Raw genomic sequence first — 26685 nt, 5'->3', positions numbered from 1 at the left:
TGGCTAAAATCCATTAATAGCAATTACCCCTGGCAAGGCGAGAGAGGATGCTCCGCGAGGCCAGTGACTGGTTGGCTTATCGTAAGACTCTAAATTTTCGCCAGGATGCTGAACGGATAAAAATAAAGTTTTTTCATCGGGTGTAAACCAAGGTCCTGTCATCTCCGCACCAACTGGGGCTGAAGCAAACTGACTAGCTACGCCTTTATGCTCACCAGAAGTAGGAATAAAATAGACTCCATTATTTCCAAAGGAACGGTAGATTCCCGTATTCATAGAACCAGAGGAGATGTCAGTCACGACCCACAGATTGCCTGCACTATCAAAGGCCAGATTATCTGGAGCCGCAAAGCCGCTTTGCGGACCACCTGTCGCAAAGATTTCAAAATCAAACTCTACGCCAGCGTGATCGTTATTCTTTTCAAACAGCCGCATGATATGACCATAAAAGTTACTATGATTTTTATTGTTAGTTAGGGAAATAAAGATAGAACCATCAATCGGATGAACCTCCACATCCTCGGGACGGTCCATTGGTGTCCCACCGGCTACTTTTGCAGCGATGCGACAGTTAATCAACACATCTGCTTGGGAAGTAAATTGCGGTTTGTTTTCTTTGTCCACAGCTTTTTGCAAGGCTTCTGTCTTGTGGTAATCGAGAGCTATCCATTTCCCCTTTGCGAAATTGGCCACATACAGCGTGCCTTCCTCTAGCAGCTTGCTGTTGGCTTTACCTTTAGCCTTATCGTACTTATTTTTAGATACATATTTATACACGTACTGATCAGTAGCGTCATCGCCCATGTATACCACTAATTGACCGCCAGGAGCTAGTGTCATAGCGGTATTTTCGTGCGAAAAGCGTCCAAGTGCCGTATGCTTTTTAGGAGTAGAGCTTGGATCGAATGGGTCCACCTCCACTACCCAGCCATAGTGTCGCTCATCAGCAAGCTTGCAGTCAATGACCACATCCTGATAATTCTCTTCACAGGACAAAATAGAATTCCACAGGGTGACACCGCCAGAGCAGTTGGCAAATGTACCGACTACTTCTTTCGCCAGGCTAGCGGCAGGGCCTGTCATGAGGTGTTTGGTTAATCCGCTAACACGGCGACCATATTTGGAGTCAGGAACCAATGTCCACTTACCTTGCTCCTTTTTAATTTCAATGACAGACCCACCTAATGCGTACAGGTATTTACTGATTTGTTCTTGCGTACGTTTATTATTTTTGGGATCAGCGTTCAGGTTATCATAGCCATTTACATAGTATTCTAGCTCGCCGCAATATTCATGATTCGTCCAGAGTAAACCATGATCGGATTTTCCGTTCATTGGCAAAAAACAGTTGAAATCAGCATTAAAACCAAAAGTATCGCCGGAAGCGTTAATTTTATCACCATAAAGGGCAATGACATTGTAAGAGAAGCCTTGGGGAAGAATGACGTCATCCTTTGTACTTGGTTTAATCGGGGTGAATTTCGGATGAAAGGCTTTAGGAGGAGATTGGAGGCCAAATAGATGATCTGCTGTTTTCCCAGAAATGGACTCTCCTTTGGCAAGAGCCGGAATTCCCGTAGCCAATGAAGCGAGAGCAGCAGTGCCGGTTCCAAGAAATGTTAAAAACTGACGACGGTTTACTTCCATTGGTTGAATCGCTCCTTTTCCTTGTTAAAAGCTCGTTTTCGCTTTTCATTGTAAAGAGCTTGTCAGGAGATGAGGTTAAGCTGGGATGAAGATTCTATGAAAGAGAAATGAGTTTTTTTACAAAAGGAATTATAGTGGTAGGAAGAGAGGAAAAGGCTGAGCTTATTAATGGACGGGATTTAAGCAAAGATTAAATCGGTTAGATAACGAGAATTATTAAAAAGGTATAGGCAGTGTAAAGAGTTATGATAGAAGCTTTTAAAAAAATTAACCTTCAATTTCTGAGCTTGAATATTCCTTTTCTAAAAGATACAGCTATGTTGGAAAATGTTGCTATTCTACCCAAATTTAGAGGGGAGGGAGTCATTCGTCAGCTCATTATTCATATGCGAAAGGAACTAGTAGAACGTGGAATACAAAGCTTATTTGTTTTCCCATCACAGAACAGGTGGCACGTGTATACGAGCGCTGTGGGTTTAAAACCCTTGGTACGAAAGTAAAAAGCGGGCATGCCTTTCGAGGAGGGAAAAGCATTGCCGAGGTATGCGGAGAAGGATGATGAACGAGCGCTGAGTAAGATTGTGTCGTTTTGGGCATACTAAAAGTAACAGTTTTTGAAAGAGTCTGAATTTCTTGTGATAACATTCACAGATGCGAGGATTCATGCTAAAGTAGATTACTAGAGATTGTGATGAAATCGGTCTATGCTGATTTTCTCATTAATCGAGAGAGACAACGAAAGACAAACAACAAGATAGGATAAAGGTGATCATATGGCAATCGTACTATCCGTAAACTGTGGTAGCTCCTCTTTGAAATACCAATTGTTTGACATGCCTTCTGAGCGTGTATTGGCAAAAGGTCTAATGGAGCGTATTGGCATGGAGGATTCCATGTCTTCATTCCAAGTAGGCGATGGAGAGAAGCTAAAAGAAACGCTTGATCTGAAAGACCATGAAGTAGCTGTAAAAAAACTAATTGCTTTGTTAACTGATCCAGAAAAAGGCGCTATTAAAGATATTACAGAATTGGATGGCATTGGTCATCGTGTAGTTCACGGCGGCGAGACTTTTAAAGATTCTGTATTGGTAACAGATGAAGTAATTAAAAAACTAGAAGAGCTTTCTGAGCTAGCTCCTCTACACAACCCAGCAAACATCATGGGAATTACTGCATTCCAAAAGATTCTGCCGAACGTTCCTGCGGTTGCAGTTTTTGATACAGCATTCCACCAAACTATGCCTGCTAAATCTTACTTGTACAGTATCCCAACTGAGTACTATGAAAAGTACGGTATCCGTAAATACGGTTTCCACGGTACTTCTCACAAGTATGTGATGCAGCGTGCTGCTGAATTGTTGGATCGTCCAGTAGAAAAACTACGTTTGATTAGCTGCCATTTGGGTAACGGTGCTTCCTTGGCTGCTATCTACCGTGGTAAATCCATTGATACATCCATGGGCTTTACACCACTTGCTGGTTTGCCAATGGGTACGCGCTCTGGAGATATCGACGTAGCATTGCTTCCTTATCTACAACAAAAAACAGGACTTTCTGTTGACCAATTAGTAGATGTCCTAAATAAAAAGTCTGGTCTTCTAGCTGTTTCTGGATTGTCTAGCGATCTTCGCGATATCGAGTCTGCAGCAGAGAACAATGACGAGCGTGCCGAGCTGTCTCTACAAATCTTTGTAGAAAAAATCCGTAACTACATCGGTTCTTATGCTATGCAAATGAACGGTGTAGATGCAATCATTTTCACAGCCGGTATTGGTGAAAACAGTGATATCATCCGTGGCCGCGTATTGGATAAATTAGAGTGGATGGGTGTATACTTCGACCGTTCTAAAAATAACGTACGCGGTAAAGAAACTGATCTTACTTTCGATCATTCTCCAGTTAAAGCTTTCATTATCCCTACAAACGAAGAGGTAATGATTGCTCGCGACACAATGAAATTTGCTAAACTATAAGATATAAAATGAAAAAACTCTCCTAGCGCTTTGGTGAAGGCGCAGGAGAGTTTTTTTATATGATTATTCCATTATCTTTTTAAGCATGGCTTGAAAGTATCTCCTACAAGCGAATATAGGCTTCTATTTGTAAAAGTAACATAAGGAGCTTGGATCGTACAGGCAAGCATAAGAGGAACCTTCTTACAATATGATCGGAAAGTATACTTCTCTAAAATTTATTCTGTTATGTTGAGAGCATCAGGTTTACAATATAAGAAGAATAGCAATCATACTAGCAGGTATAAAGCAGGAATAGTACAAGGGGGATTTTAAGCACATGACTATGCATAAAGCTCTGACTATCGCGGGTTCAGATTCAAGCGGTGGAGCAGGAATTCAGGCAGACTTAAAAACATTTCAGGAACGCAATGTTTATGGAATGACTTCTATTACAGCATTAGTAGCTATGGATGAAAACTGGGCCCATCTCGTTTATCCGCAACCTCTTGAAGCGATTGAGGCACAATTGGAAACAACTATGCATTATGTGGGAGTAGATGCCCTGAAGACAGGGATGCTGGCAACAAAAGAAGTAATTGAGCTGGCTGCCCGCAAAATTGCTGAATATAATGTAACGAAGGTTGTTGTTGACCCGGTAATGATTTGCAAAGGGGAAGACACTGTTCTCTTAAATGAGCAAGCTATTAAAGCGATGCGAGAAGAGTTAATCCCAAGAGCAATGGTTGTAACACCTAACTTGCCCGAAGCTGCATTTCTTAGTGGTTTAAAGATTAATACGGTTGAAGATATGAAAGCGGCGGCGAAGAAAATCCATGAGATGGGAGCCAAATATGTCTTGATCAAAGGCGGCGGTCGTCTTGAGGATAGCCAAGCGGTAGATCTTTTGTTTGACGGGGAGTCATTCGAAATCTTAGAAACAGAAAAATTCGATACCACATTTACTCATGGGGCAGGCTGCACATATTCTGCTGCAATTACTGCTGAATTGGCAAAAGGAGCGGAAGTGAAGGATGCTGTTAAAACAGCGAAGGCTTTCATTACAGAAGCGATTCGCCAAGCATTCCCGTTAAACCAACATGTAGGACCAACATGCCATTCTGCTTACCGTGCTGTAGAAGGTAAATAAATCAATTCTGATAAAATAAGCTCTGTCTGAAGGAATGAGACAGGCTTATTTTTTTGCGAGTTTCCTTACTTTTCAGTAAATATTGTCCAATTTATTAAATCTTTGCAAAAGGAAGCACATTTGATATACCCCACTAGCCCTTTCGAGTCATGCTGTGTTATAGCGACATATTTATCATAATAATGGCGTGATTGGATGACTGCGCTTACCATACCCCAAAAAGGAGGGGACTTATGCGGCGACATACAGCTTTCAGGATAGGTAGTTATATTTGCTTGGTTCTGATGCTGGCCTGTTTGGTAGCTAGTGGTTTCATCATACGACCGGCGCAAGCCGAGGAGATGAAAAATGAGTTACAACAACTGATTGATCAGGCTAAGACGGATACGATACTCAAAGTGCCAGCAGGAGAATACAGTGGTCCTATCCTGATCACTAAGCCGATTCATGTAGAGGCAGAGGGTACCGTAACTGTACGTAGCCAAGGGGATGCTCCTGTAGTCACTTTGAAAAGTAACCAAGCAAGTCTTCGTGGTCTTACTTTATTAGATGAACGTCAAGGTGCAGAGACTGCTACGTTAGTAGTGGAAGGCAGCCGAAATGTAGTAAAAGAGCTCACGATTGAAACAAAGGGAACAGGTCTTCAGCTACGCAACGGTGAGCATAACCAGATCATTGGCAACAAAATCAAAGGATTGTTGGCAGGAAAAGCTATTCCTACTGGTTTAAATGAAACACGTAGTCCAGGAAAAAAGGGAAATGGAATTGACTTGAAAGAGGCCAACAACAATACCATTATCGGGAATTTGGTTGAAAATATGTTTGACGGTATCTATGTAGAGACCAGTCACAACAACCGTGTGGAGAAAAACATGGTTTACGATTCCCGTTATGGCTATCATCTCATGTTTAGTAATGATGTTACCTTAAGACACAATCAGGGCGATCGGAATGTAACTGGCGGTATGGTCATGGGCTCGGACAATGCAATCGTTACAGATAACCGATTCACCAAGCAAAATGAGAGCGTTAACTCCCAAGGCATCCTGCTGTTTGATGTGCAAAAGGCAAGAGTGGAACGTAATTACGTGGAAGGAAACCGCGTGGGGCTTTATGTAGAAGCGGCAGAAAAGAATGAAATTTCCTATAATCAAATATTGCAAAATTACATCGGTTTGCAATTGAAAGAATCGAAAGACAATTTATTTACAGGCAATCATTTTATTGGAAACGTAACTCAGGCAGAGGCTCAAGGCAGTACAGATAACCTTTTGCAGATGAATTATTGGGACAGTGCTCAAAGCGTAGATTTGCAAGGGGATGGTAAGAGCGATTTGTCCTACCGTATTAATCCATTTTTCTTTGCTTTAACAGATCAGGTAGAGGCATTCCAGATTTTCTTTCAATCACCGGGACTATTATTTTTAGAGAGCATGTTTGATGATCATTCTGGCGCATTTCTGCATGATCCACAGCCTTTGATGGCGCCAATCGAGCAACAAAACCAAGCACCTGCAACTCATTCGCCGATGATCCTTGTGATTAGTGCGATTATGTTTTTCGGAAGCATTTATTTTATCTATTTAATGGGGGTTCGTACAAAATGAAAAAAACACATATGATTTGGGCAAGCATTGCATTGGTTTCAGCTTTAATGACAGGCTGTGGAGGACAGTCAGCACAGCCGGTGGCGATTAATGAAAGCGTTGATAAATGCGATATCTGCAACATGCAAATCGCTGATGATCATAATGCAACTGAAATCATTTTAAAAGATGGAAAAGCGCTTAAATTTGATGATATCGGCGATCTGTTTGCTTGGATTAAAAAGAATGGAACTGAAAAAATTGACGTGAAATTCGTGCGTGATTACCACACGAAAGAGTGGATGAATCTAAACGATGCTACTTTTGCTTACGATAAAGAATTTAAAACACCAATGGCTTACGGAGTGTACTCTTTTAAAGATAAGCAATCTGCGGAAGCGTTCGTAAAAGAACAAGGTAAAGGCAAAATCCTGACAGCGGAGCAGCTTAACAGCCATAATTGGGAAATGAATATGGATCAAATGGAGCATCACGGTGATAGGAAGCATCATGGTGATATGGAGCATAAAGAGGGAGACAAGGCTGGCGAACATTCACAGCAGCATGATGCAAGCAAAGCAGGCGATCATTCAACACAACAGCATGATGCAGGTAAAGCTGAGGGGCATTCAACACAACAGCATGATGCAGGTAAAGCTGAGGGGCATTCAACACAACAGCACGATGCAGGTAAAAGCGCAGGCGAACACAATGGTTCTGCTCCATCCGCTGAAACACCGGCTAGTGGAGCTGGGCACTAGGACGTTTTGTTAAAGCACACTTGCCCGAGGGACTACAGATAGAGGAAGTGTTGATATGCAAGCTATCCATATCGCCAAGCGGGAAATACAGATTGGATTTCGCAATCCGTGGGCCTATTCATTCTTAGCCCTCTTCTCGCTATTTAGCCTAGCTTTGTTGTTGATTCAAGCCCAAGCCTACATGGAGGGGTATACCCATACGACAGGAGCTATGCTTAATTTAATCTTATATTTATTACCACTGATGACGTTGTTGCTTGGTTCCTTTTCTATTACTTCGGAAAAGGAGGAAGGAAGCTGGCAGTTACTTTCTACGTATCCGCTCTCTACATCCGCGTTTCTTGGTGGGAAATATCTGGGGCTAGCTGCTGTTTTAATTGCGATTATCAGTTTTGGATATGGCCTATCTGGATTGGTAGGAGCTTTGTTTGGCAAAGGCTTTACGCTTTCGCTGTTACTGTTTTTCTTCCTTTTTTCTATCTTATTAATCTTGCTGTTTTTAGGGATTGCCGTATGGATCGGAACCTTCTGTCAGAATCGTTGGCAGGCTTTAACGGTTGGTGTTAGCATTTGGTTCTTGTTTATTTTAGCTTGGCCTACCCTATTGATCTCCGTTCTGGGCTGGTTGCCTTATCAAGCAATTAAGCCTGCGGTGCAAATTTTAACCATATTGAATCCAGCCGAATTAGTTCGTATTTTTATGGTCATGAAAATGGGGGGCGGCTCTATTTTTGGTCCAGAGTACTACCAATGGGTAGACTGGTTAAAGACCAGTATGGGTACGACTTTGTTCGCTGTTTTTTGCTTGCTTTGGGTGGTATTGATGATGGCTGGCTCTATCTTGGCCTGGGAAAGAAGGCGATACCGTGGGTAGCAGATCTGAAGCAGTAAATAAAGTGCTAGATACGCATGATGTAAAATCTAGTGCATCGAAAAAGGAACGTTTGCTTATGAAGGGTGTGAGTAAACGGATCAAACAGCAAACATTAGTTGAACCATTTGAGCTTTCGATGGATGCTGGTGAGATCGTGGCATTATGTGGCGGTAATGGAGCAGGGAAGAGTACTATTTTACGTATGATCGTAGGCATTACACAGCCGTCTGAAGGTAACATTACTGTAAATGGCATGAGCTGGAAGGAAAATCGTACTGAGTATTCTAACCAGATCGGCTATATGCCCGATCAGTTCAACTTCGGTAATGGACTGACAGCTCGGGAGACTTTACAATTTTATGCTTCCTTACGTAAAATTAAGGTGACAAGAACCGAAGAAGTGCTCGAATTAGTCGGCCTTACGGATGTACAAGACAAACGTGTCAGCACGTTCTCAAAAGGAATGCAGCAGCGCTTGTTATTTGCACAGGCTATATTGGCAAAGCCAGCCTTGGTGGTCCTAGACGAGCCTACCAACGGACTTGATCCTTACTGGATGGAAGAGTTTGTCCAGTTAGTTCAACAAATTAAGCGGGAAGGAAGTAGTGTTATTTTTTCTACGCATCAGCTTAATATTGCGGAACTGGCGTGTGATCGAGCTATCTTTTTACAAAAAGGACGCATTATACAGCAAGGAAGTGTAGAGCACTTTCAACAAAAATACGGAACTCTCGGTTTACAAGGAGCGTTCGCAGAAATCTTTCCATTTGGACAACGTGCGGGGCAGGAGATAAAGCTAAGCTAGTCACACTTTGCCAGCGAAGGAGTACTGAAGGGATGAAAGGATTGAAAGTGATGGGAAATCCCCAAAACAGGAAAGGAAGCCTGCTTTCCCTCTTCATTCTCATCCTATGCGTATTAGCGCTAGTTGGGTGTCAACCAAGAGGGCCTAAGCCAGAGATAACAGCAGAATTTAGCAGTGAACCAGCACCTCCTAAGGTAGGAGAGCAAACGATTTTAACTGCCAAATTGGGCGGGCTGGAGAATTATGATGAGGTGTATGTCGATATTGAATTAAAATTGGAGGGGCAACGTACACGTGAGCTAGTGAAAGCTAAGCAGGGAGAGAAGGCGGTATATGCGGCCAAGCAAAAGTTCTCTAAACCTGGCACGTACGATGTTACTGTCCATGTTTATACACCCCAACTGCACGAAACAGTCATGAAGAAAATTACAGTGGAATAAGACTGACAGTGTTGGAAGGAAATCAAGAATAGAGATAAAGGGAGAAGGGAAGGCGATGGTAGCCCTCCCTTTTTTAATGCTGAAAGATTACAGGATTACAACTAATATGTTTTAACAGTTGGGGCCTGATACGTTTCAAACTGATCCAGTAAAGCCTTCGCATCTGAATCCACGATGCTCATGGAGCGATATTTTGCCTGTAAGAACTGCTCTGTTACCATGTGGTCAAATAGAGCGAGTAGCGGATCATAGTAGTGATTAATATTGAGAAGACCCAGAGGCTTTTGATGGATTCCAATTTGGGCCCAAGTAAATATCTCGAAAAATTCCTCTAACGTCCCAGGACCCCCAGGTAACGCAATAAATCCATCTGCTAGTTCTGCCATTTTAGCTTTTCTCTCATGCATGGAATCCACAATGAAAAGCTTTGTTACATGCTGATGAGAGATTTCCCGATCTATGAGCAACTGGGGCATGACGCCGATTACCTCGCCGCCCTCCTCTAACACTGTGTCAGCGACTGTGCCCATAATTCCAACGCTTGCCCCACCGTAAACCAATGTAATGCCTCGTTTAGCCAATTCTTTACCTAATTGGACAGCCCCTTCCCGATAAGCCGATGATGCTCCATTACTTGAACCACAGAAAACAGCTAGACGTTTCAATGCAAGTACCTCCATTCAGTTCGTACCAATTGTATAGGGTTGTATTGTCATGTAACATTATATAGAATTTTTAGATAAACGTAAGCAATAGTTTGAGTAAGGAGGCTGCTGCTAGATTGAACATCGTAGAATTTCAAAAATGGGTCAAGGATTATTATGAACAAAGAGGATGGTCGGAGTTAGATATTTTTATTCGCATCGGTTTTCTTGCAGAAGAAATGGGCGAGGTAGCAAGGGCGATCAGAGCTCTGGAAATTGGTAGAGATCGGCCGGATGAAAAGATAGGAACCATGATAGAAAAAAAACAAGAATTAACAGAAGAACTCGGGGATGTGCTTGGGAACCTCGTCGTCATTGCGAACAAGTATGATATTGCCCTTGAAGAGATTTTTCAATCTCATCGTGAGAAATTGCAAAAACGTTATGCACAGCATGAGAAATCCTAAGCTTATTTTCCTCTACATATTTGAGGCTTGCTAGCTCCTATGAGCTGGTTAAGCCTATTTTTTTAATCCGCCCTCATGCTATCTTATCCTACCTTTTATCTTTTATCTAAAAAGATACCTCTGTTGTTAAGAAAGTAAAATCTGCTGCATGTAGTGATTTATTTCACATTAAATCTAATAGATGTCTACTATAATACAACTAGATTGATAATGATTATCGTTTCGGATTGAAATACAGCTCTATAGGAACACAGCTTTAAGGACGAGGTGATAGGTAATGGTGCTAGCAGATGTCAAAGCGGGGATTTCCGCCAGAATCGTAGATATTACTCAAGTGAGCACTCTAGTGAGGCGGCGCTTAGTCGATTTGGACATTATGGAAGGAACAGTTGTCCGCATAAAAAAAATACTGCCATTTGGCGGTCCATATACATTGGAAGCAGGAGGTCAAATTATCGGGATTAGACGAAATGAAGCCAAACAGATAAAGGTCGTGTGTGAATGATTACGATTGCTCTTGCAGGTAACCCAAATACGGGGAAGACCACATTATTCAACATCCTGACCGGCTCATATGAATACGTAGGAAACTGGCCCGGTGTAACTGTTGAGAAAAAGATAGGCTTGCTCCGTAACAAACAAGGTCGGCTGATTGATTTACCAGGAATCTATTCATTGAATCCTCTGTCCAAGGACGAGGGTGTGGCCACTCAATATTTAGTAGATCACCATCCGGACGTGCTGTTAAATATTGTAGATGCCTCGCAATTAGAACGGAATCTGTATTTAACCGTACAGCTATTGGAATACGGAGCGCCAATGGTAATTGGACTAAATATGACAGATGTTGCAAAAGCTAGAGGCTTTGCCATTGATGAGACAAAGCTAGCTGAGAAGCTCCAATGCTCTGTTTTGCCGATTGTTGCCCGTACAGGGGCTGGATGCCAGCAGCTAGCTGATAGCTTTAGTCAAGTAGTACAAAAGCCAAATCGTCCGTTCCATGTAAATTATGGAGAAGTACTTGAGGAAACAATCACTACGCTTGTGGAATTATTGCCGGCAAACTTGGAACAGCTACCTCCGAAGCGTTGGTTAGCTCTGCAATTTTTAGAAGGCAACCAATTAGTGTATGACTTGTTGGAGAAATATGTATCAAGAGCCCGATTAGAAGAGATCTACAAGCAAGCAGAAGCGAACATCAAAAAAATGGAGAGTTTCCAAAATTGTACACTCCAGCAATATATACGCAAAGTGCGCAGTACCCTTATTCATGACATGATCTCTAGTTGCAGGGAGCAGGTTAGACAGGTTGAGAAAACCTGGACGGATCGCATTGACTCCTTTTTAACACATAAATTTTTAGGCTTGCCTATCTTTTTATTGTTTATGTATCTCACCTTTAAATTAACATTTGAATGGATTGGGGCGCCGATATCTGATGCCTTCGATGATTTCCTGGGTGGGCCATTTACGGATTGGATGCGAGCTACCTTGGAGGGAGTCGGAGTTTCTGAATTCTTGCAAGCGGCTCTACTAGATGGTGTTGTTGCCGGAGTCGGAGGCGTGCTTGTTTTTATTCCGCAGATTTTTGTATTATTTTTCCTTATCTCACTTATCGAAGACTCTGGCTATATGGCACGGGTTGCCATGGTCATGGATAAAATTATGGAGATGATTGGGTTAAACGGAAAAGCTTTTATTCCCATGATCATCGGTTTTGGCTGTAATGTACCGGGAGTCATGGCGGCACGTTCAATTGAACAGCCCAAGGAACGACTTTTAACCATTTTGTTAACACCTCTTATGTCGTGTTCGGCTCGCTTGCCGATCTATAGCTTATTTGTAGGAACGTTCTTTGCAGCTAATCAAGCCATTATTGTCTTGTCTATCTATGTATTAGGTATTGTTTTATCGCTCTTATTAGCAAAATTATTTTCTTCTACTGTATTAAAGCAGGAAGGCTCTATGTTTATTATTGAGCTGCCTCCTTATCGGATACCACAAGGACGTACCTTATTTCGTAGCACGTGGGAAAAAGGAAAGGGATTCATTCGAAAAGCGGGAACCTTCATTTTTGGAGGTTCGATTGCCATTTGGTTCTTGAGCTATGCTGGTCCAGCAGGGCTTGATGTAGAGCTTAACGATAGCTTCCTTGCGATGATTGGCGGGGGATTGGCGCCGCTGCTGATACCGCTTGGCTTTGGAACGTGGCAAGCGGGGGCTGCCCTTATTACAGGCTTCTTAGCAAAAGAAGTAGTAGTGTCTACGATGAATATTATTTATGCAGCACCAGATGATCATACACTACAGGCTGTCATTCAGACACATTACTCCTCTTTAAGCGCTTATAGCTTTATGGTCTTTGTTCTCTTGTATGTTCCATGCTTGGCAACAGTAGCTGTAATTAAAAAGGAAACAGGTTCTACTAGATGGACATGGTTCTCTGTGCTTTATGGACTTGGTATTGCCTATGTAGTATCGTTCATTGTCTATCAGGTAGGGACATTGCTAGGATTTTAGATAATGAAAGAAGCCACAGAAGGGATGGACAGTGATGCTTAACATGATACTCAATATTGTTATTGGAACGTTCATTTTTGGTTATGCAGCGTGGACCTTGTGGCGATATGTTCAGAAGAGTAAAAAGGGGAAATGTGCTGGATGCAGCCAGGAGAAAAAATGCTCATCAGCGTGCTGTGTGCCTGATTCAACCCAACAGAAGCATATTCCAAGATAAGCTCATAAAAAATTTGATGATTTGATAGAAAAAAGCTGGAAGCTCATGAAAAGGAGCCCAGCTTTTTGTTGTTTTTATTATTCTACTTCTCAGAAAAATATTTCACTAGTTACTATATTTTGCCGATATTTGTAAAGAGGATACAAAAAAGGGGGGGAAAGGGCGTTGGTTCAAGTACATATGGATCTTAGTTTAGAGGGAAGAGTGCTGGCGGAGGATATCTATAACGCATATGGTGTGCTTCTTTTATCAAAAGGCACCGTATTAACCTCCAAAGAAATCGCTAAATTAAAAGGAAATGGCTTTCAGGCGGTTAACGTAAAAGAGATCCCTCATAATCAAGAGGATGATCGTTACCTACGTAAGCAATTTCAGCAGATTTCGGCTAATAAGCACTTGGTTGAAACCTATATGAATGCCACGCAAACCTTAAAGAGCTTATATACCTCTGTTACACACCAGTACATGCCGCCCATCCATGAATTTGAACAACTATATGAAACATTACGTGATCAAGTGATAAGCCAAAGGGATTTGTTTCGCTCATTGTATCTACTAGAAGGGTCAGAAAATTACACGTATCGACATTCTATTAATGTTGGCATTTTATCGGCTATCATTGCTAATCTGGTCGGCATGCCCCAAGATGAAGTAGAGATGATGGGGGTTGCTGGTTTATTACATGATATTGGTAAAATGCTGGTTCCTTCAGAAATCGTAATGAAGCCAGATCGGCTGACGGAGGACGAATTTGAAATCATGAAGCTTCACACGGTGTACGGGCATGATTTGTTCCAGAAATCCGGGGAATTTCCTGAAGTTTTTGCTCAAATTGCTCTGTTGCACCATGAAAGAATGGATGGCAGTGGATATCCTGAGCAACGTATAGGCGATGAAATCCCCTTATCCTGTCAGATCGTAGCCATTGCTGATATGTTTGACGCAATTTGCTCTGATCGAATTTATAAAGAACGTACATCACCGTTTGAAGCAACCCAATTACTATGGAACGATGCATGCACAGGAAAATTAAATCCCCAAATTGTCTCTACCTTTATGCAGTCGATCATCTCGATGTATATCGGAAGTCGTGCCCTGCTTAGTAATGGTGACGAGGTAGAAATTGTCCTCATAAATGCAGACGAGCCCATGCGACCACTAGTGCGAAAAGGAACAGAATATTTCGATTTGAGAAACAAGCGAGATCTACATTTACAAAAAATGATTTTGTAAGTGGGAATCTTCCATCATCGAAAAATCCTAAACCGAACGAAGACCCGTCTGCTTTTTCAGGAGTCGGGTTTTTTGCTGGAGGTAACAGTGGCTGATCCAGCATTCATCCAGCATTATTTACAATAAAAAGAGCGCAATAAGTGTGATATCCAGCGTGCAGACGAATCGAGAAAGCTTGTCGTGCCGCGTAGACCCTTCTCAATACGCTAGCCCAAAATAATAGCAATATGACGATTGCTTTCATATATTTTACCAAGGGAAACACTGTTGTCGTTACCTAAAAAAACTGGTTTATTCCAAAAAGGAGTGTTCTCAATGTTAGAGGAGCGTTATGAAAGATTTGCCATTATTGTTTTAATGATCGTTTGCTGCTTTGTTGGACTGTAACTAGCAAAAAACGGCTGAATGATGATGTCAAAATCAGTCGTTTGTTACTAGTTTTTGATTAGATTTTTCAGCAAAATAATACGTTTTACCCAAGTTTTACATCAATCGACTTATTTTTTCATACTAGATGAAACTATTTGTTAAAAAGAGAGTCTCATTTATATAGAAGTTTATTTATATATTTCGCAATTATTTCGTAGGAAGGAATTTATAAATTATGCGCAAAGGTATACTTTTTCTCACGTGTCTGATTATGCTGATGTTCGTCTCAGATCGAAATTCCTATGCGAATCCACCGAGTATCAGGCTAGGTGATGATGTCCTAATCACGAAATATCATCATCTTATTGATGGGAAAAGGATTGGGTTGGTTACCAACCAAACAGGAATGAATAGTCAGGGACAAAGCATCATAGATGTTCTGGCCAAATATCATAATGCCACCTTAGCGGCTCTATATGGTCCAGAGCATGGAATTGACGGGCAGGCTCGGGCTGGTGCCTATGTGGAATCTTATATACATAAAGATTGGAATATTGCCGTCTACAGTTTATATGGTAAAACTAGAAAACCAACCGCCAATATGCTAAAAAATGTTGATGTTTTGGTATTTGATTTGCAAGACATCGGAGCGAGAAGCTACACGTATATATCCACTTTACATGATGTGATGGAAGCGGCTCGTGAACATAAAAAGCCGCTAATCGTTCTGGATCGTCCTAATCCGTTAGGTGGAAAAATTGTGGATGGTCCAGTCCTAACGCCTCCTTATCTAAGTTTTGTTGGTGTGGACGAGCTACCATTGGCACATGGAATGACGATAGGGGAGCTAGCACAGTTTTTTAATAGAAAAATTGGTGTTCATCTTACCATTATCCCCATGGATTACTATGCAAGAGGGATGATTTTTCAGGATACAGGTCTTACATGGGTGAAAAGCTCTCCGCAGGTTCCTAACCTAGCTTCTGTCTTTGGTTATCTAGCAACAGGGCTTGGAGAGGGAATCGGCTTACAGCATAGTGATAACTTTAAATGGGTAGGCGCAGAGGGGATCCAAGCTAACCAGCTAGCTAAGATGTTAAATGATGCAGATTTGCCGGGGGTTGTGTTTGTTCCTGAGACGAAAGGGTTTGCTGGTGGTGTTCGTTTGCAAATTATCGATTACCATGCTTTTAATCCGGTACGCACAGGGATGTATGTCTTGGCATACTCGAACCAACTAACCCCATCTGTTATGAAAAATCAAGATAAACGGTTCAATTCAGATCAATTTGACAAAATAATGGGAAGCAGTGAACTTCGAAAAGCTTTAGCGCGTAAGGCATCTCCAGAAGAACTCGAAGCATTGTATGCCCCAATGGTTAATTCCTTTAAAATGGAACGCTTGCCTTATTTAATTTACGAGGATATTGGCAAGGAGTATATGGGAGCAATTGTGGATTCAGGCAAAAAGGCAACAGTGGAACCAAAACCGGATACAACGAGTCCAGAACCAACACCAGAACCAAAGCCAAAACCAGAGTCAAAACCAGAACCGAGCACAACGAAACCGGTGACAAAGCCAACCCCAAAACCTGATGTAACGACACCAGTACCAGGTACAGAAACAAAACCAAATCCAACAACATCAGGACAAAAACCGGACACGACAACAACGAAACCGGTATCCTCTCAAAAGGTAGCACATCTTACCTTTGATGATGGACCATCTAATGTTACGGTCCAAATTCTGGATGTTTTGAAGCAACACAATATTAAGGCAACATTCTTTGTTTTAGGGCGCAATGTTAAAGGGAATGAAGCGATTTTGCGCAGAATGCTAGCAGAAGGACATACGATTGGTAACCATACGCATTCCCATGATTACAATAAAATTTATAAAAATCCGCAAGCATTCTTTACTGATCTAAAACAATCCGAAGCAGAAATCCAAAAAATCACAGGTGAAAAACCAAGCATGATTCGTTTCCCTGGCGGCAGTAATAATGGTGTTAGTAAGAAAGCGCAAGATACCACAATCTATGGAGCCAACAAATGGGTCATGAATGATATTGTGAAAGAAGCGAAAAATCAAGGATATACCTACTTTGATTGGAATGTTAGCTCCGGTGATGCTAGATCGAATAGCTATACCCCTCAAGAAGTCATCAGAAATGTGAAGAATGGCAGTGCAAACAAACATGAGGTGGTTATCCTTATGCATGATACCAAGGCAAAAGAAAGCACATTGAAAGCTTTGCCACAGGTCATTGCAGATTTGAAGAAGCAAGGATTTACATTCGAAGCTCTACAACCAACAAGTAAGACCGTTCAATTTTTAAAATAAACCATCCGAAAAAACCCTAGGATTGATGTGGTGGAAACATCCCTAGGGTTTTTCTATCTTTAAAAAGGAAAAAAACGGCTGAAACGTGAACATGAATTTATTTTATAACGGAAAAATGTGGTTATCTAACAAGTTATACTCATACTTGCCGGCTTGTTTACCGAAATAAGAAATAGGGATATTATTTTCGGGGAATAGGGAGTGTCTTGATGGATAAGTCTTCTGTAATAGGAATTATTCTTGGGTTTGTGGCTGTCTTTGTTGGGATGGTCTTAAAGGGAGCCAGTATTAGTTCTCTAGTTAACCCTGCTGCTTTTCTAATCATTATTGCTGGAACGGTTGCTACTATTTTTGTAGGCTTCCCTATGGTAGAAGTAAAAAGGATTCCCAAAATCATGAAAGTCCTTTTTACCAATCAACAGGAGCCTGATAAGCGTGAACTGATAAGCCAATTCATGACGTGGGCAGGTATTGCCAGACGTGAAGGGTTGCTAGCTTTGGAAAATACAGCTGATGAGATTCAGGACCCGTTTTTACGCAATGGCATGAAGATGATTATTGATGGTGGAGAGCCTGAATTTGTTCGCGATGTACTTGATGAAGAAATCAGTGCTATGGAAGAGCGTCATCATAGCGGTGCGCTTATCTTTACCCAAGCAGGTACATATGCTCCAACGCTAGGGGTTCTAGGGGCGGTTATTGGTTTGATCGCGGCTTTGGGGAATCTTGCTGACGTAGAGGCATTAGGACACTCTATCGCGGCTGCCTTCGTAGCAACCTTGCTAGGTATTTTCACAGGTTACGTTATATGGCATCCCTTTGCTAACAAATTAAAACGTAAATCACAACGAGAAGTTGAAGTAAAACGTATTATGATTGAAGGATTACTATCCATTCAGGCGGGGGTTTCTCCGACTGCTATCGAGCAAAAACTACTGGTTTACATCCCGGTTGTTGAACGCCAAGCAGTGAAAGAGGGATCTAGCGAGGAGGGAGTCGGCGTTAATGGCTAAACGCAAAAAGAAGCATGAAGAGCATATTGATGAGACATGGCTCATTCCTTATTCGGATTTGCTAACCTTGCTATTAGCCCTCTTTATCGTATTGTTTGCGGCTAGTTCCGTAGATGCTAAGAAGTTTAGCCAATTAGCTGCATCGTTTAATGTAGCTCTGAATGGTGGAGTCAGTGTACTAGATTTTCCTTCACCGGTTGAGCCAATCAACTCAGAAGAGCAATCCCTTATGAAGCCTGGGGGAAATGAGCAGATTGTAGACAAGACCAAGTATGAACAACAAATGAAATATCTGCAGGAAACAGAGAAGCTTGACCAACTAAAAAAACAGTTGGATAGTTATTTGAAAGAGAATAATCTAACAGGCAAATTGCACACGAAGGTCACCGATGAAGGATTGCTAATTACAATTATGGACAACGCCCTTTTTGCATCAGGCAGTGCAAAGGTGAAACCGGAAGCAAGGAATTTGGCGTTCGAGATTTCTAAGCTGCTGGAACCAGATGGAAGACGAGTAACAGTGTCTGGTCACACGGATAATGTACCAATCAGAAACAGTCGATTCGAATCTAACTGGCATCTCAGTTCTGCGCGTGCTATGAATTTTATGACCATCCTATTGGAAAACAAAAAGCTAGATCCAAGTAAGTTTAGCGCACGTGCATTTGGTGAATTCCAGCCAGTAGCTTCCAATAAGACGAATGACGGTCGCGCAACGAACCGTCGTGTAGAAGTGGCGATTCTGCGTAATTTTGAAAAAAACAGTCAAATAACAAAATAAGCTCATATCGGAATGAAATATGAGTTTGTTAAAAAAAGGCCGTTTTATGACGGCCTTTTTTGTTTGATCATGTGATGCAAAGCTAGGTGGGTAAAAAAACTTGTATCCCTAAACCTTTTTGAATAACCTTTTATGGAATTTTATGAATACGGATAGCAATCTTCTGCTATTCTATAAAACATGAAGAGTTTATCATTCAATGATGTAGTGAATATGGTTCCACTGATAGGGGAGGCGTTATGAACAGTATTTGGTGGTTGCTACTCATTTTATTCATAATTGGCATGATTTATCATCTCTGTCAGATACGCCATGATAAGAAGAGTACATTTGCAAAAGAAGCCCTGTTTCTATTCTACTTAATAAGCTCGTTGCAGCTATTGATCTCTCTTCTATTTGCTGCACTGCACTAGCTAGAGAGCCCGGAGTAAATGAGATAGGCAGAGGCCAGCCAGATAAGAATAGCTGCCAGTTTATTAATAACAAGCATGATTCGACCCGTGTTATCTACTTTGCCTAGCATTCTACCTGCCCACGCTAGAGATAAGAACCACATCCACGAAATAAGTATACATGCCACCGTAAAGGCCACTTTCTCATGACCAGTATAGGCTGTTGAACTGGTTCCAATTACACCAATCGTATCCATAATGGCATGCGGATTTAAAAGTGAGACAGATGCTGCGAACATGACCTGCTTTCGCCACGTAAAAGAAGCATGGATAGTCACGTTCGCCGCGTTGGTCGTTGATCTCCAAGTCATATACCCCAAGTATAGCAAGAAGCAAGCTCCCACTACTACTAAAGCCGTTTTTAACCATACAATTTTCCACAATAGCATTGATACTCCCAAAACTGCGAGTAAGGTCAGAATCGTATCGCAAATACTAGCTGTAATAATCGAAGGTAGGGCTCGGGTAAACTTCTTATGGGCGGCTCCTTGATTAAAAATAAAGATGTTTTGTACGCCTAACGGTAAGATTAGTCCAAATGCTAGCACCATGCCATGTAACCAAGCGAGTACCGTAATGATCACCTCTTTTTCTTTATTTGTATCTTACCTGGAGGAATTTCTACTGTCTGCATCCAATTGGTTGGTTAATCACCCAACCAAGTTTAGATATCTACTTGAACGCAGGGAGGAAGCATGTGAAGAAAAAAAGGAAACCAAGTATGTTAATAGGCTTGGGAGAATGGAGGCCGAAACGGGATGACCCGATCCCTCTTTATCGCCAAATTGCGTCGTATATACGTGAAAAAATTAGTGCTGGTGAATGGCCAGTGGGTTATAAAATTCCGCCGGAGCGTACGCTAGCTCTTACCTTTAAAGTGAATCGCAGTACAGTGGTTGCAGCGGTTCAGGAATTGACTGCGGAGGGCTTAATTCAGGGGAAAAGTGGAAGCGGCACGATAGTCGTGCAACAGCCAGATCCATTTACTACCCTTCACTGGCCTAGCTATGTGAATGCTGGCATGTTTCATCCTAACCTTCCTACCATTCAAGAGATTAATCGGCTAGAATTCGTACCGAACATGATACGCTTAGGAACGGGAGAGCCATCTAGCGATCTATATCCTCATGCCAACATGAAACAGGTGCTAGCTCAGGTGGCCGAAAAAATCCCTTCCCTTGGCTATGAAGAACCCAAAGGGCTGTACGAGCTCCGCAGGGAGGTCAGCAGGCATTTAGAAAAAAAGGGTATAAATGTATCACCCTCATGTATTTTGATCGTCTCAGGGGCTTTACAGGGGCTACAATTAATTTCTTTAGGCTTGATGAACCCTGGAGCAACCATGTTGATGGAAAAGCCCTCATATTTATATTCATTAAATCTACTACCATCTACGGGTATCCGAATGAAAGGGATTGAACTGGATGCACAAGGAATATTCCAGCCGGCTCTACTAGCAGGTATCCAGCAGCAGACGGCACAGATGCTGTATACGATTCCTACTTTTCAAAATCCAACTGGTAAGGTATTAAGTGAGAGTGGCAGAGAGAAGTTGCTCAAGCTGTGCCAAAAAGAGCGCATCGCTTTAATAGAAGACGATGTGTATTCGGATTTGTGGTTGGATGAAGAGCCGCCTTTGCCGATTAAAGCGCTAGACCAAAAAGGGACCGTACTGTATTTAGGCAGTATGTCTAAAACGATCAGCCCCGGTTTGCGCATCGGATGGCTGGTGGCACCAGAAACAGTGATAGACCGTTTGGCTGACTTAAAGATGCAGACGGATTATGGAGCCAGCTCCCTCTCACAATGGACTGTGTATGAGTGGCTGGCAAGCGGATTGTATGAGCAGCATTTACTTTTTGTGAGAGAGCAGCTTCGAGCTAGAAGAGATTTTATGCTAGCTTTACTCGAACGATATTTTAACGATCTAGCTACCTGGTCTATTCCAGCAGGGGGGTTTTATATCTGGCTTCGCTTTTTACATGAGAAGATATCCATGCGCTCCTTGTTTAAAAGAGCCCAGCAGCAATCCATCCTATTAAACCCAGGTAATCTATATGATCCTCTGGATGATACCCATTTACGGCTCTCTTACTCGTATGCTAGCTATGAACAATTGGAATTCGGGATGAAGCAGTTGGCTCAAATCGTCAGGAACTTGGTGGAATGCCCACGAGGATGTTGCGACAATTACAAAAAACAGCTATAGTGATTACTGATACACTGGGCTTTCGTCTGTAGAAAGGAACATGTAGAATGTCAAATGATCTACGCATCTGTGATGAGTGCAAAGGATACAACGCCGAAGAATTCGCGGAACGGTTAAAAGAGATGGTTCCGGATGCGAAGGTAGAAATCGGCTGTCAAAATATGTGCGGTCATTGCTTAAAGCGAGCTTTTATTTATGCAAATGGACGTTGGTTTATTGGGAATAATGAAGAAGAACTAGTAAAAAAAATGCAACCGCACATTAAAAGGAAACAATAGACCGATTGCTGTTCTCGGTCATTCTCCAAACAAAAAGACAAAATCTCTGCTTACAAGCAAGCGGTGATTTTGTCTTTTTTTCTACAAGCTATGCTGTTTTCATTATCTGTCTCAATTCTAATAACATTTGATCAGAATAGAAGTAAAAAGCGGCTAACAGTCCGGCTAGCACTAGATAAGCAAGTAACACCTTCCAACGAGTAGCAGCGCTTGCTTCATAGTAACCAGTATGGCGTTCCAGTTCTTTATTCATGTCAGCTAGCTTTAATTCCGTACTGGAAATGGTGTGTTGTAAAATTCCCTGCTCAGCTTGGGACGTATCCTGCTCTGTTTTGGGAATGTGATCCTCAGCATGTGGAGTGTATTCAGAAACGGCCTGAGCCTCTGTAGCTGATGCAGTAGTATCGGAATATTGATTCCACGCATTCCGATATTGCTCTTGCTCGTGAGCGACCAATAACTCCCAGCGCTTCATGATAAACTGGCGATCAAGCTGGAGCTTCTTGTAAGCCAATTTTTTCTCTTCCTGAAACAAAGGAAAAGTAAAGGGCTTTTTTGGCTGAGCTTGTTGCGCTTGCAGGTATAAACGTTGTAGATCATATCTTTCCTGCGATGTAGGAGGCTCAACGATCCAACGCGAAAGTTCCTGATGAAGCTGCTCCCATTTATCACGTTCATATTGAAGCTGTTTATGTCTGTAATCGCTGGTAAGATGCGACCACCATGAAAACATACCAAAGATGAAAATCAGCACGATCATAGGACTTGGTGAAAAGAAGATAAAAGCTCCTAAAATAAGTAAACCTAAAAACCAAATATTAGGGGACAAAACTCCTACGATACGGCCTCCATCAAGTGGAGAAACCGGAAGTAAATTAAATAGGTTAAGAATCGCTCCCAAATGAATGACTAATGCCCAGAATGGGTCTTCTGTATAGATATATAGTGGGATGGCGGGCAAAAACGAGAGTAATCCGGCGAGTGGCCCCCCATAGGCTAGAAAAGCTTCTGTTTTCGCATCGCGCGGCATTTCTTTTAAATTAATGAAGGCTCCAACAAAAGGAATAAACATGGGTAAGCCCGTATTAATCCCTTTGATCCGCGCGGCAATTACGTGTCCTAATTCATGAATAAAAATCAAGTAGATAAGGGCGACTGCAAATTTCCATCCAAATGCAAGAGCATAAAAATAAAGAGCAAATCCCATGCTGATAATGGTTCCTGTAAATTTAAATCCTTTCAAAAAGAGAAAAATAAATTTAAACTTTGTCAGTAAAAACAGCCCAATCGCTACTAAAATCGAGCGGTTTGCATTTTTGGATTTGGCGGACATGATTTGAATTCCTCCTGAAAATACGTGGTTTCTTTACTAATACGATTCAACATACAGAATGGTTTCCTAAGGCTGCAAACCCGGATTCGTAAACATAAAGCCGTATTCTCCTAACTGCTCATCGTATGATAAGGTACCTCCATCAAAATACCAAAAATCACTGGGGCGAATCACGAAGCGCAGACCCGCTACTTCATAGAGGGCATCATCGGATTGAAGCTGATCCTTTTCTACAGCATAAAACAACCCCCCAGTACCTGGTCCAGAGGTTCTAACATACAGACGAATGGTTTCACCAGGGATAAACCCAGCATATTTCTGATATGCCTTTGAAAATTCAGGCGTTATTGTTAATTGAAGTTTCATTGAGATCGTTTCCTTTCTGTCATTCCAGTTGCTTTTGTTATTGTAGCATAAAAAACCAGCACCTTTCCCTGTTAGGAGTAGATGCTGGCTTTTATCTAATCGGTGTGATAGCTTACGTCTTTATCCAAATGGGTAAACATGTCCTTTTTCTTCCGAAGCTGTTGTTTTTCCAGTAGCTCACGGTTTTCACGGGTATTCCAGCCAATGTCATTGGTGGGATGTACCCATTCTGGACCTGCCATGATAGCAGGGTCCACATCGCGAGACCAATTGTTTATCGGAGAATCGGCGGAATTATAGGCGCTATCCCCAATCGTAATCCCGTATTGGTTAACAAAGGGAGCCTGCATGCTAATGTGTGCCTGCTTAAAGTCAGGCGCATTGATTTGATGCGGCAGTGTTTGATCAACAGCAAGTGGATTCCTATCTCCTGGAGGCTTGCTTTTCATAAAAAACCTCCTTTATGACAACGTATTGTGCATTGCAACTCAGGATTAGCGGTTTTCTTTCATCCGTTCTTGGGGCTCAGCATTAATTGAACCATCAGAGCGCACAGCCTCGGATCGTGATTTTGGACCTTGTGTATCTGCGGTTTTTCCAAAGTCCTTTGATTTGTTTCGCACCATGTGAATCCCTCCAATGATTTTCTCGCTTGTAGTATGACCTAAAGTGGTACAATAAATGAGAGATAAAGTTGGAAAGGTTGGTAGTCACTATGGCAAAAAAACGTGGGAATCGCACACAAAATCAAACGAAACCAGCACAGGATGCTTTGGCTTCGGATAAATCAGGAAATAGCTTAAAGGATTTGCTAGGCGAAAATGCTTTAAGTAAGTTAAAGCAAATGGAAAAAGAATTGAAGGAAGGAAAAGAAAAGCAGGCACGCGCAGAAGCGGAACAACGCCGCAAAGAATTAGAGGAACGAGAGAAAAATAAAAGCTTCGGTGAGCTTTTAGCGGATTACGAAAAAAAAGGAGGCAGTAAGTACTCTTGAAACCAGAAGACCGACGACCAGACACCTCTAAAAATGGGATGATGAAAAAAAATATCCTAAAGGTGCGGGAAGAATCGATACGTGAACGAGGACGCTCTATAGTAGATAGACTAAATGCTCGAAAAATGCGGGCAGAAGATAATCATAAATAGCATTTGTTTTAATAAAGAAAAAAGGCCCGCAAATTCAGTGGGCCTTTTCATTTTTCATTTATATTCGCATTAGCCAAAAATAATATGGCTTGGTTTTTGTGGTGGTGCTTCTTGTGTCGTCTCTGGAAGTACGTTTGGATAGAATTTTTTCATGGCTTCATTTCCAGATGCCGGGGCTACTTCTTGTGTTGGCAACATAGCTGGAAAGAACTTTTGAATAGTATTTGCTGCTGGCTGATCGGCTTGAGGTGCTACAGGTAACATAGCAGGGAAAAACTTGCTGAAGCTTGAATCCGTTACGTTGCTTTGTTGTTGAGCAGTCGGCAGAATTGCTGGAAAATACTTTTCGATCGATTTGTCCACTACAGGATCAGCTACGGTCTGAGCTGTGTTAGCAGGTAGTTTGAACAAATAATTTGCTTCTGCAGCAAATGCAGAGCTTACCATCAGTAATGATCCTACGGCAGCTACTCCTAGAGTCAACATAGCTTTTTTCATGGTAGTCCCTCTTTTCATGTCTCTCTTTTTGGTTTGACTGGTCAGTATAAATATCTATACATTTTTCATTTTAGTTAATTTATCCAATTTGTAAAGGGGTTTTATAAAAATTAAAATAATCTGTCAATTTATATAAAAAAACAGGCTGAAACCTGAAGGGATCCAGCCTGTTAAGTAGTTTATTTCGTACTTTCTCTTCCGATTATTCGTAACGCAATGCTTCAATTGGATCAAGCTTGGCTGCTTTGTTTGCCGGATAGATTCCAAAGAAGATCCCGATTGCACTAGAGAAGCCAAATGCGATCAGTATACTTTCCCAGGATGTAACAGGAGGCATGCCTGCAAATGAGATAATAATCGAAGCAAGCCCAAGACCAAGAGCGACTCCTACACCGCCACCAATTAAGCAGACAATAATCGATTCGATCAAAAATTGAGTCAAGATATCCCGTTTTTTGGCACCTAGCGCTTTTCGAATCCCGATTTCGCGTGTGCGCTCCGTTACGGAGACAAGCATGATGTTCATTACTCCGATACCGCCCACTAAAAGAGAAATTCCGGCGATAACCGAGAAAACCATCGTAAGCATGTCAAGCATCTTCGTGATCTCTTTTAGATCATCGGCGCTGTTTTTTACCATGTAATGATCTTTGTGCTTATGTACACGATTTAGATATTGCTTGGTAAAGTCCATCCCAGCTTGAATCGTAGCATTTGATTTGGCTTGAATATGGAACATGTTTACCGTTGCTTTTTCATTATGGTTAAGATAGGTTCGTGCCGGCATGTACACCAGATCCTGCATGCCGCCGCCCATAAAGCCCTGCATATCATTTTTTAGAACCCCAATGACCACAAAGGAGGCATCTGACATGTAAATCCGATTTCCTACGGCATTTCCCTGAGGAAACAATTTATCTGCTAAGCCCTTGTCTAATACCACAACATCTCGCTGTTCTTTATCGTCATCTCTGGTGTAGAAACGACCCTTCTCCATCTTATAGCTCGAATTTACCTCTAAAAAGTTACCCGTTGTCCCATATATTTGAGCACTGATATCCTTTTTCTTATCCTTGATGGTTCCGCCACCGTAGATTTGAGCCATAACATTTTTAATGTAAGGATTAATTCTTTCCAGAGTAACAGCATCATCGATGGTCAAATCATCATCCTTGACAGCTTCTTCGGTCTCCCAGCTTACCATCGCGGTAAACTTAGCATCAGTTACATTGCCAAACTGACTTGTCATCATGGATTTTCCGCCCTTACCCATTGTCATAATGGCAATGACGGAAGCGATGCCGATAATAATTCCTAGCATGGTTAAAATGGAACGCAGTTTATTGGACCAAATACCGTCTATAGCAATGCGAAAGCTTTCGATGAGGTTCATGTAGCGAACACCTCGTTTTCATCTGCGACAGCAAAGAGTCGTTCTTTTACTTTTTCATCCTTAATAATGACACCATCTTTAAAGACAACAATACGTTCTGCGTGCTGGGCGGTATCCAATTCATGCGTAACAAGAATAATGGTAACTCCCTGTGCGTGCAATTCTTGGAAAATGGCCATAACCTCTGTGGTAGAGCGGCTATCTAGG

Annotated in this window: 30 protein-coding genes and 1 pseudogene; 21 read left to right on the top strand and 10 right to left on the bottom strand. The window is 41.9% G+C overall.

The window, feature by feature from the left end:
* Positions 1–3: 3 nt before the first annotated feature.
* Positions 4–1647, bottom strand: coding sequence for a PhoX family protein (locus tag AYJ08_RS10825; RefSeq protein ID WP_064017727.1), 1644 nt, complete (start codon positions 1645–1647; stop codon positions 4–6).
* Positions 1648–1892: 245 nt separating this feature from the next.
* Between AYJ08_RS10825 and AYJ08_RS24905 the strand changes: the two genes are divergently transcribed.
* The 8 genes from AYJ08_RS24905 to AYJ08_RS10785 all read left to right on the top strand — a co-directional run bounded on the left by AYJ08_RS24905 (position 1893) and on the right by AYJ08_RS10785 (position 9215).
* The gene (locus AYJ08_RS24905; protein WP_064017726.1) at positions 1893–2147 is read left to right on the top strand and encodes a GNAT family N-acetyltransferase; all 255 of its coding nucleotides are present in this window, start codon (positions 1893–1895) and stop codon (positions 2145–2147) included.
* 273 nt (positions 2148–2420) lie between these two features.
* Positions 2421–3620 carry an acetate kinase gene (locus AYJ08_RS10815; protein WP_064017725.1) on the top strand — a complete coding sequence of 400 codons (1200 nt, stop codon included), beginning with the start codon at positions 2421–2423 and terminating at the stop codon, positions 3618–3620.
* Positions 3621–3939: 319 nt separating this feature from the next.
* Positions 3940–4749 (top strand): pyridoxine/pyridoxal/pyridoxamine kinase, encoded by an 810-nt coding sequence (gene pdxK / locus AYJ08_RS10810; protein WP_064017724.1) that lies wholly within the window; start codon positions 3940–3942, stop codon positions 4747–4749.
* A 233-nt stretch (positions 4750–4982) separates the two neighbouring features.
* Positions 4983–6356: a right-handed parallel beta-helix repeat-containing protein gene (locus AYJ08_RS10805; protein ID WP_064017723.1), complete on the top strand. Its 1374-nt coding sequence runs from the start codon at positions 4983–4985 to the stop codon at positions 6354–6356.
* Entirely contained in the window at positions 6353–7096 is a 744-nt protein-coding gene (locus AYJ08_RS10800; RefSeq protein ID WP_064017722.1) for a nitrous oxide reductase accessory protein NosL, read from the top strand. The genes AYJ08_RS10805 and AYJ08_RS10800 overlap by 4 nt, the downstream gene beginning before the upstream one ends.
* 55 nt (positions 7097–7151) lie before the next feature.
* Positions 7152–7970: an ABC transporter permease gene (locus tag AYJ08_RS10795; RefSeq protein ID WP_064017721.1), complete on the top strand. Its 819-nt coding sequence runs from the start codon at positions 7152–7154 to the stop codon at positions 7968–7970.
* Positions 7963–8775, top strand: a complete 813-nt coding sequence (locus AYJ08_RS10790; protein WP_197490626.1) for an ABC transporter ATP-binding protein — start codon at positions 7963–7965, stop codon at positions 8773–8775. Before AYJ08_RS10795 ends, AYJ08_RS10790 begins: the two co-directional genes overlap by 8 nt.
* 32 nt (positions 8776–8807) lie before the next feature.
* Complete coding sequence (locus AYJ08_RS10785; protein WP_231929083.1) at positions 8808–9215, top strand: FixH family protein; 408 nt, start codon at positions 8808–8810, stop codon at positions 9213–9215.
* A 101-nt stretch (positions 9216–9316) separates the two neighbouring features.
* On the opposite strand, the gene AYJ08_RS10780 is transcribed toward AYJ08_RS10785, so the two are convergent.
* A complete protein-coding gene (locus tag AYJ08_RS10780) occupies positions 9317–9880 on the bottom strand; it encodes an LOG family protein (RefSeq protein WP_064017720.1) in 564 nt (187 codons plus the stop codon).
* Positions 9881–9996: 116 nt separating this feature from the next.
* Between AYJ08_RS10780 and AYJ08_RS10775 the strand changes: the two genes are divergently transcribed.
* The 9 genes from AYJ08_RS10775 to AYJ08_RS23520 all read left to right on the top strand — a co-directional run bounded on the left by AYJ08_RS10775 (position 9997) and on the right by AYJ08_RS23520 (position 19216).
* A complete protein-coding gene (locus tag AYJ08_RS10775) occupies positions 9997–10326 on the top strand; it encodes a MazG nucleotide pyrophosphohydrolase domain-containing protein (RefSeq protein ID WP_064017719.1) in 330 nt (109 codons plus the stop codon).
* Positions 10327–10603: 277 nt separating this feature from the next.
* Positions 10604–10831 carry a FeoA family protein gene (locus AYJ08_RS10770; protein WP_064017718.1) on the top strand — a complete coding sequence of 76 codons (228 nt, stop codon included), beginning with the start codon at positions 10604–10606 and terminating at the stop codon, positions 10829–10831.
* Positions 10828–12846 carry a ferrous iron transport protein B gene (feoB, locus tag AYJ08_RS10765; RefSeq protein WP_064017717.1) on the top strand — a complete coding sequence of 673 codons (2019 nt, stop codon included), beginning with the start codon at positions 10828–10830 and terminating at the stop codon, positions 12844–12846. The genes AYJ08_RS10770 and feoB overlap by 4 nt, the downstream gene beginning before the upstream one ends.
* 43 nt (positions 12847–12889) lie before the next feature.
* Positions 12890–13063 (top strand): FeoB-associated Cys-rich membrane protein, encoded by a 174-nt coding sequence (locus AYJ08_RS22965; RefSeq protein ID WP_081873153.1) that lies wholly within the window; start codon positions 12890–12892, stop codon positions 13061–13063.
* 165 nt (positions 13064–13228) lie between these two features.
* Positions 13229–14296: an HD-GYP domain-containing protein gene (locus AYJ08_RS10760; RefSeq protein WP_082890924.1), complete on the top strand. Its 1068-nt coding sequence runs from the start codon at positions 13229–13231 to the stop codon at positions 14294–14296.
* Positions 14297–14900: 604 nt separating this feature from the next.
* Positions 14901–17009: an exo-beta-N-acetylmuramidase NamZ domain-containing protein gene (locus tag AYJ08_RS10755; protein WP_064017716.1), complete on the top strand. Its 2109-nt coding sequence runs from the start codon at positions 14901–14903 to the stop codon at positions 17007–17009.
* A gap of 209 nt (positions 17010–17218) precedes the next feature.
* A complete protein-coding gene (motA, locus tag AYJ08_RS10750) occupies positions 17219–18022 on the top strand; it encodes a flagellar motor stator protein MotA (RefSeq protein WP_031411928.1) in 804 nt (267 codons plus the stop codon).
* Positions 18015–18803, top strand: a complete 789-nt coding sequence (motB, locus tag AYJ08_RS10745; protein WP_031411927.1) for a flagellar motor protein MotB — start codon at positions 18015–18017, stop codon at positions 18801–18803. The genes motA and motB overlap by 8 nt, the downstream gene beginning before the upstream one ends.
* A 239-nt stretch (positions 18804–19042) precedes the next feature.
* Positions 19043–19216: a hypothetical protein gene (locus AYJ08_RS23520; RefSeq protein WP_157452849.1), complete on the top strand. Its 174-nt coding sequence runs from the start codon at positions 19043–19045 to the stop codon at positions 19214–19216.
* Here AYJ08_RS23520 and AYJ08_RS10740 read toward each other — a convergent pair.
* Entirely contained in the window at positions 19213–19806 is a 594-nt protein-coding gene (locus AYJ08_RS10740) for a LysE/ArgO family amino acid transporter (protein ID WP_064017715.1), read from the bottom strand. The two genes, AYJ08_RS23520 and AYJ08_RS10740, sit on opposite strands and share 4 nt — an antisense overlap.
* Positions 19807–19952: 146 nt before the next feature.
* Between AYJ08_RS10740 and AYJ08_RS10735 the strand changes: the two genes are divergently transcribed.
* Together AYJ08_RS10735 and AYJ08_RS10730 are read left to right on the top strand one after the other, a co-directional pair.
* Positions 19953–21464 (top strand): aminotransferase-like domain-containing protein, encoded by a 1512-nt coding sequence (locus AYJ08_RS10735; protein ID WP_197490625.1) that lies wholly within the window; start codon positions 19953–19955, stop codon positions 21462–21464.
* A 47-nt stretch (positions 21465–21511) separates the two neighbouring features.
* Positions 21512–21742 carry a DUF1450 domain-containing protein gene (locus AYJ08_RS10730; RefSeq protein WP_003344989.1) on the top strand — a complete coding sequence of 77 codons (231 nt, stop codon included), beginning with the start codon at positions 21512–21514 and terminating at the stop codon, positions 21740–21742.
* Between the two features lie 88 nt (positions 21743–21830).
* On the opposite strand, the gene AYJ08_RS10725 is transcribed toward AYJ08_RS10730, so the two are convergent.
* The 4 genes from AYJ08_RS10725 to sspK form a co-directional block, all read right to left on the bottom strand.
* Positions 21831–23075, bottom strand: coding sequence for a site-2 protease family protein (locus tag AYJ08_RS10725; RefSeq protein WP_064017714.1), 1245 nt, complete (start codon positions 23073–23075; stop codon positions 21831–21833).
* 66 nt (positions 23076–23141) lie between these two features.
* Positions 23142–23441, bottom strand: coding sequence for an iron-sulfur cluster biosynthesis family protein (locus AYJ08_RS10720; protein ID WP_003335504.1), 300 nt, complete (start codon positions 23439–23441; stop codon positions 23142–23144).
* 95 nt (positions 23442–23536) lie between these two features.
* Complete coding sequence (locus tag AYJ08_RS10715; protein WP_064017713.1) at positions 23537–23890, bottom strand: DUF3905 domain-containing protein; 354 nt, start codon at positions 23888–23890, stop codon at positions 23537–23539.
* Between the two features lie 45 nt (positions 23891–23935).
* Positions 23936–24067 (bottom strand): small acid-soluble spore protein K, encoded by a 132-nt coding sequence (gene sspK / locus AYJ08_RS10710; protein ID WP_064017712.1) that lies wholly within the window; start codon positions 24065–24067, stop codon positions 23936–23938.
* An 89-nt stretch (positions 24068–24156) separates the two neighbouring features.
* Between sspK and AYJ08_RS10705 the strand changes: the two genes are divergently transcribed.
* Together AYJ08_RS10705 and AYJ08_RS23515 are read left to right on the top strand one after the other, a co-directional pair.
* A complete protein-coding gene (locus tag AYJ08_RS10705; protein ID WP_064017711.1) occupies positions 24157–24435 on the top strand; it encodes a DUF3886 domain-containing protein in 279 nt (92 codons plus the stop codon).
* Positions 24432–24587, top strand: coding sequence for a hypothetical protein (locus AYJ08_RS23515; RefSeq protein ID WP_156037929.1), 156 nt, complete (start codon positions 24432–24434; stop codon positions 24585–24587). Before AYJ08_RS10705 ends, AYJ08_RS23515 begins: the two co-directional genes overlap by 4 nt.
* Before the next feature lie 69 nt (positions 24588–24656).
* Here the strand turns inward: AYJ08_RS23515 and AYJ08_RS10700 are convergent, their stop codons facing one another.
* From AYJ08_RS10700 to AYJ08_RS10690, 3 genes and pseudogenes are all read right to left on the bottom strand, one after another.
* On the bottom strand, positions 24657–25085 hold the full coding sequence (locus AYJ08_RS10700; protein ID WP_064017710.1) for a hypothetical protein: 429 nt from the start codon (positions 25083–25085) through the stop codon (positions 24657–24659).
* 202 nt (positions 25086–25287) lie between these two features.
* The gene (locus tag AYJ08_RS10695) at positions 25288–26478 is read right to left on the bottom strand and encodes an ABC transporter permease (RefSeq protein WP_064017709.1); all 1191 of its coding nucleotides are present in this window, start codon (positions 26476–26478) and stop codon (positions 25288–25290) included.
* Positions 26475–26685, bottom strand: a pseudogene (locus tag AYJ08_RS10690) (ABC transporter ATP-binding protein); the annotation flags it as partial. The gene AYJ08_RS10695 and the pseudogene AYJ08_RS10690, both read right to left, overlap by 4 nt.

It is taken from the genome of Brevibacillus sp. SKDU10 (assembly GCF_001645205.1).
Lineage (GTDB): Bacteria > Bacillota > Bacilli > Brevibacillales > Brevibacillaceae > Brevibacillus_B > Brevibacillus_B halotolerans.
Note: the sequence above shows the minus strand (reverse complement) of the source record. Positions and strands in the feature narration are given on the sequence as shown.

Excerpts from the sequence above, each read along its gene's own strand:
- AYJ08_RS10825 (WP_064017727.1), bottom strand. The coding sequence starts at position 1,647 with ATGGAAGTAAACCGTCGTCAGTTTTTAACATTTCTTGGAACCGGCACT.
- AYJ08_RS24905 (WP_064017726.1), top strand. The coding sequence starts at position 1,893 with ATGATAGAAGCTTTTAAAAAAATTAACCTTCAATTTCTGAGCTTGAAT.
- AYJ08_RS10815 (WP_064017725.1), top strand. The coding sequence starts at position 2,421 with ATGGCAATCGTACTATCCGTAAACTGTGGTAGCTCCTCTTTGAAATAC.
- pdxK (WP_064017724.1), top strand. The coding sequence starts at position 3,940 with ATGACTATGCATAAAGCTCTGACTATCGCGGGTTCAGATTCAAGCGGT.
- AYJ08_RS10805 (WP_064017723.1), top strand. The coding sequence starts at position 4,983 with ATGCGGCGACATACAGCTTTCAGGATAGGTAGTTATATTTGCTTGGTT.
- AYJ08_RS10800 (WP_064017722.1), top strand. The coding sequence starts at position 6,353 with ATGAAAAAAACACATATGATTTGGGCAAGCATTGCATTGGTTTCAGCT.
- AYJ08_RS10795 (WP_064017721.1), top strand. The coding sequence starts at position 7,152 with ATGCAAGCTATCCATATCGCCAAGCGGGAAATACAGATTGGATTTCGC.
- AYJ08_RS10785 (WP_231929083.1), top strand. The coding sequence starts at position 8,808 with ATGAAAGGATTGAAAGTGATGGGAAATCCCCAAAACAGGAAAGGAAGC.
- AYJ08_RS10770 (WP_064017718.1), top strand. The coding sequence starts at position 10,604 with ATGGTGCTAGCAGATGTCAAAGCGGGGATTTCCGCCAGAATCGTAGAT.
- feoB (WP_064017717.1), top strand. The coding sequence starts at position 10,828 with ATGATTACGATTGCTCTTGCAGGTAACCCAAATACGGGGAAGACCACA.
- AYJ08_RS22965 (WP_081873153.1), top strand. The coding sequence starts at position 12,890 with ATGATACTCAATATTGTTATTGGAACGTTCATTTTTGGTTATGCAGCG.
- AYJ08_RS10755 (WP_064017716.1), top strand. The coding sequence starts at position 14,901 with ATGCGCAAAGGTATACTTTTTCTCACGTGTCTGATTATGCTGATGTTC.
- motA (WP_031411928.1), top strand. The coding sequence starts at position 17,219 with ATGGATAAGTCTTCTGTAATAGGAATTATTCTTGGGTTTGTGGCTGTC.
- motB (WP_031411927.1), top strand. The coding sequence starts at position 18,015 with ATGGCTAAACGCAAAAAGAAGCATGAAGAGCATATTGATGAGACATGG.
- AYJ08_RS23520 (WP_157452849.1), top strand. The coding sequence starts at position 19,043 with ATGAACAGTATTTGGTGGTTGCTACTCATTTTATTCATAATTGGCATG.
- AYJ08_RS10740 (WP_064017715.1), bottom strand. The coding sequence starts at position 19,806 with ATGGTGCTAGCATTTGGACTAATCTTACCGTTAGGCGTACAAAACATC.
- AYJ08_RS10730 (WP_003344989.1), top strand. The coding sequence starts at position 21,512 with ATGTCAAATGATCTACGCATCTGTGATGAGTGCAAAGGATACAACGCC.
- AYJ08_RS10725 (WP_064017714.1), bottom strand. The coding sequence starts at position 23,075 with ATGTCCGCCAAATCCAAAAATGCAAACCGCTCGATTTTAGTAGCGATT.
- AYJ08_RS10720 (WP_003335504.1), bottom strand. The coding sequence starts at position 23,441 with ATGAAACTTCAATTAACAATAACGCCTGAATTTTCAAAGGCATATCAG.
- AYJ08_RS10715 (WP_064017713.1), bottom strand. The coding sequence starts at position 23,890 with ATGAAAAGCAAGCCTCCAGGAGATAGGAATCCACTTGCTGTTGATCAA.
- sspK (WP_064017712.1), bottom strand. The coding sequence starts at position 24,067 with ATGGTGCGAAACAAATCAAAGGACTTTGGAAAAACCGCAGATACACAA.
- AYJ08_RS10705 (WP_064017711.1), top strand. The coding sequence starts at position 24,157 with ATGGCAAAAAAACGTGGGAATCGCACACAAAATCAAACGAAACCAGCA.
- AYJ08_RS10700 (WP_064017710.1), bottom strand. The coding sequence starts at position 25,085 with ATGAAAAAAGCTATGTTGACTCTAGGAGTAGCTGCCGTAGGATCATTA.
- AYJ08_RS10695 (WP_064017709.1), bottom strand. The coding sequence starts at position 26,478 with ATGAACCTCATCGAAAGCTTTCGCATTGCTATAGACGGTATTTGGTCC.